Source organism: Streptomyces sp. WAC 04229 (assembly GCF_003947455.1).
Classification (GTDB): Bacteria; Actinomycetota; Actinomycetes; order Streptomycetales; family Streptomycetaceae; genus Streptomyces.
Map to the genome: position 1 here is coordinate 1 of NZ_QHJH01000335.1, position 3808 is coordinate 3808.

Genomic DNA, 3808 nt, shown 5'->3' on the forward strand with positions numbered 1-3808 from the left:
CCCCGTACACCCCCTACACACCCCCAACGCGGAAGGGCCCGGACGCCACATGACTTCCACCCACGCCTTCTGGCTCGCCGGCCGCCAGGCCACCGGCGAGGCCGCCTTCGACGTCACGTCCCCCTGGGACGGCAGCCGGGTCGGCGCGGTGAGCCTGCCGACCGACGCCCAGGTCGAGGAGGCCGTGGCCGCCGCGTACGCCGTACGGGACGAGTTCGCCGGCACCCCCGCCCACGTCCGCGCCGCCGCGCTGGACCACGTCAGCCGACGGCTGGCCGAGCGCACCGAGGAGATCGCCCGCCTGATCTCCGCCGAGAACGGCAAGCCGGTCAAGTGGGCCCGCGGCGAGGTCGGCCGCGCGGTCTCCGTCTTCCGCTTCGCGGCCGAGGAGGCCCGCCGCTTCAACGGCGGCGAGGCCCAGCGCCTGGACACCGACGCGGGCGGTCAGGGGCGGCTCGCGCTGACCCGCCGCTTCCCGAAGGGCGTCGTCCTGGGCATCGCGCCGTTCAACTTCCCGCTGAACCTGTGCGCCCACAAGATCGCCCCCGCGATCGCCGCCGGCGCGCCGATCATCCTGAAGCCGGCCCCCGCCACCCCGCTCTCCGGCCTGATCCTCGGTGAGCTGCTGGCCGAGACCGAGCTGCCGGCCGGTTCCTGGAGCATCCTCCCGGTGCCCAACGAGAAGATGCCCGCCCTCGTCCAGGACGAGCGGCTGCCGGTCATCTCCTTCACCGGCTCCGAGACCGTCGGCTACGCGATCATGGACTCGGTGCCGCGCAAGCACTGCACCCTGGAGCTGGGCGGCAACGGCGCGGCCGTGGTCCTCGGCGACTGGGCGAGCGACGCCGACCTGGACCGGGCCGCGCAGCGCATCGCGACCTTCTCCAACTACCAGGGCGGCCAGTCCTGCATCTCGGTGCAGCGCGTGATCGCCGACGCCGCCGTCTACGACCGCCTGCTGCCGCGGATCGTCGCCGCCGTCGAGGCCCAGGTGACCGGCGACCCGAACGACGACGCGACGGACGTCGGCCCGCTGGTCAGCGAGGCCGCCGCCGAGCGCGTCGAGGCGTGGGTGCGGGAGGCCGTCGACGCGGGGGCCACGCTGCACACCGGCGGCAAGCGGGACGGCGCCACGTACGCGCCGACCGTGCTCACCGGCCTGCCGGCCGACGTCACCCTCGCCCGCGAGGAGGTCTTCGGCCCGGTGCTCAGCGTGCAGAAGGTGGACGGCGAGGCCGAGGCGTTCGCCGCGGTCAACGACTCCAAGTACGGCCTCCAGGCGGGCGTGTTCACCCACGACCTGCAGACCGCCTTCCGCGCCCACCGCGCCCTGGAGGTCGGCGGCGTCGTCATCGGCGACGTCCCCTCCTACCGGGCCGACCAGATGCCGTACGGCGGCGCCAAGCAGTCCGGCGTGGGCCGCGAGGGCGTCCGGTTCGCGATGGACGACTACACCTACGAGCGCGTGCTGGTCCTGACGGACCTCGCCCTCTGAGGCACCCCGGGAAGACCGGCGGCCCGAACCCACTGTGCGGGGGTTCGGGCCGCCGGTGCGTGTGGGCCCCGTCCTATCCGGCGTCGAGCTGGTGGTCGGCCCACACATAGGTCTCGGGCAGCAACTCGGCGACGGGGACGGCCCGCAGACGGCCGCCGCCGCCGACGATCACCCGGAGCGCGGGGAAGTAGTCGAGCAGCACCTGGCGGCACCGCCCGCACGGCGGGACGACGCCCCGCTCCCGGTCGCCCACGGCGACGATCGTGTCCAGCTCGTGGGCGCCCTGGGCGGCGGCCGCGCCGATGACGACCAGCTCGGCGCAGGGGCCGCCGGTGAAGTGGTAGGCGTTGACCGCCGTGACGATCCTGCCGTCCCGGGCGCGGGCGGCGGCCGCCATGGTGTGGTTGTCGCCGCGGCAGCGGGTGCGGGCGACGTCGGCCGCGGCCTCGACGAGTTCGTGGTCGACGGGGTGGGTCTGCGTGGTCATCCTTCTCGCCTTCCTCGGTGTCCGCCGACCGTGCCCCGGACTCCGCGCCCGCGCAAGCGGATATGGCGACGCGCGGCCACCGGGTCAGCGCCGGTGCGGCAACGGCCCCGACCGGGCGGCGGCTTCGACGCCGAGCAGGTCGACCAGCGTCGCGTGGGCGTGGTCCCAGGTCCACTCGGCCCGCACCCACGCGCGGCCCCTGCCGCCCATCGCGCGGGCCTCGGCGGGGTTGCGCAACAGCCTGATCAGCCGGTCCGCCGTCGCGGCCACCGAGCGTCCGTCGACGACATGCCCCGTCCGGCCGTCGCGCACGGCGTCGGGTGCGCCGCCCGAGTCGCCCGCCACGACCGGCAGTCCGGACGCGGCGGCCTCCAGGTACACGATGCCCAGGCCCTCCACCTCCAGGCCGTTCCGGCGGGTCCGGCACGGCATCGCGAACACGTCGGCGGCGGCGTAGAACGGCGGGAGCGCCTGGTGGGGGTGCCCGCCGGCCAGGACGACGGCGTCCATCACGCCCTCGCGCAGGGCCAGTCGGCTCAGTTCCGGCGCGTACGGGCCGTCGCCCACCAGCAGCAGTACGGCGTCCGGGATCGCCCTGCGGACCCAGGGCAGTGCCCTGATCAGCGTGTCCTGCCCCTTGCGCGGGACCATCCTGGCCGTGCAAAGGATCACCGGACGGTGCCCCAGGCCGTACCGGGTCCTGACCGGCCCGCCGTCCACCGCGGGGTGGAAGACGCCGGTGTCCACGCCGGCGGCCAGGCGCGCGGTGCGGGCCCCGGGCGCGAGAGCCGCCTCGACGGGCCCGCGGGTGCTCTCGCCCAGCCAGGTCACCGTGTCCACCCGCGCGCCGATGCGGCGCAGCAGGCCCCGGGCGCCGGGAGTGCGGGCCCACCACACCTCTTGGCCGTGGGTGGTGGCGACGGCGGTGCGGATCCCCGCCGTACGCCTGAGCCGGTCCGCCATCAGCCCGAGGGGCGCCGCCGCGCCGAACCACACCCGGTCGCAGCCGTGGTGCCGGGCCACGGACGCGGCGTGCGCGGTGGCGCGGGGCGTGGGCAGCAGGGTGCGGGCCGGGTGGCGGATCACCGGGTACGGGAAGGGGCCGCCGTCCCGCGCCGTCTCCGCCGCCGAGGTGAGGACGACCACCTCGTCGGGCGGGAAGCGGTCGGCCAGTTCACGGACGAAGGTCTCGATGCCGCCCTGCCGGGGCGGGAAGTCGTTGGTGACGATCAGCGTGCGGGGGCGGGTTCCGCCGCGGGCGTCGCGTGTCATGCGAGGGTCTTCTCTCCGGTGGGGGCGGGCTTTTGGACGGCGACGACGGGGATCACGCGCGGCGGTGTGCGCAGCGCCAGCGCCCCGAGGACCAGCGGACAGACCAGGTAGCCGAAGCGCGTCGCCGGCATCAGGGCCGTCGCCAGGCCCAGCCCGAGTGCGAGCCGTGCGGATGCCGCCCGCACCGTCCCGGGCGGACGCAGCGCGAGCGAGAGGGCGATCAGCAGCGCCCCCGCCGCGAGGAGCGCGAGGGCGATCACCCTGCCGCCGGGGACGTACACCGCGAGCAGGTGTCCGGGCAGCGGGCTCTCGGCGGGGGAGGCGACGGCGGTGAGGCCGAGCGGGAAGGCAACGACGTTGCGGTGGAAGCCGGAGGGATCGGCGAGTGCGAAGGGCAGCACCGCCGCCGTCGCCGTGGCCAGCCCCACGGCAGCGCACCGCAGCGCGGACCGCCCGCCTCGGCTCGCGGCGACGAGCGCGAACGCCACCGGCAGGGCGGGCCAGGCCGTCCACTTGAGCGCGGCGGCGGCCCCGAGCGCCAGACCGGCCCGGCC

General features: G+C 76.0%; 3 protein-coding genes and 1 pseudogene. 1 reads left to right on the forward strand and 3 read right to left on the reverse strand.

Annotated features, from left to right (window positions below):
• Positions 1-49: 49 nt before the first annotated feature.
• The gene (locus DMH12_RS37675; RefSeq protein ID WP_125495760.1) at positions 50-1495 is read left to right on the forward strand and encodes an aldehyde dehydrogenase family protein; all 1446 of its coding nucleotides are present in this window, start codon (positions 50-52) and stop codon (positions 1493-1495) included.
• A gap of 73 nt (positions 1496-1568) precedes the next feature.
• Here DMH12_RS37675 and DMH12_RS37680 read toward each other — a convergent pair whose 3' ends face one another.
• The 3 genes and pseudogenes from DMH12_RS37680 to DMH12_RS37690 form a co-directional block, all read right to left on the reverse strand.
• Complete coding sequence (locus tag DMH12_RS37680) at positions 1569-1982, reverse strand: cytidine deaminase (RefSeq protein WP_125495761.1); 414 nt, start codon at positions 1980-1982, stop codon at positions 1569-1571.
• 84 nt (positions 1983-2066) lie between these two features.
• Positions 2067-3254 carry a glycosyltransferase family 4 protein gene (locus tag DMH12_RS37685; RefSeq protein WP_125495762.1) on the reverse strand — a complete coding sequence of 396 codons (1188 nt, stop codon included), beginning with the start codon at positions 3252-3254 and terminating at the stop codon, positions 2067-2069.
• Positions 3251-3808 (reverse strand): annotated as a pseudogene (locus DMH12_RS37690) (hypothetical protein); the annotation flags it as partial. The gene DMH12_RS37685 and the pseudogene DMH12_RS37690, both read right to left, overlap by 4 nt.

Excerpts from the sequence above, each read along its gene's own strand:
- DMH12_RS37675 (WP_125495760.1), top strand. The coding sequence starts at position 50 with ATGACTTCCACCCACGCCTTCTGGCTCGCCGGCCGCCAGGCCACCGGC.
- DMH12_RS37680 (WP_125495761.1), bottom strand. The coding sequence starts at position 1,982 with ATGACCACGCAGACCCACCCCGTCGACCACGAACTCGTCGAGGCCGCG.
- DMH12_RS37685 (WP_125495762.1), bottom strand. The coding sequence starts at position 3,254 with ATGACACGCGACGCCCGCGGCGGAACCCGCCCCCGCACGCTGATCGTC.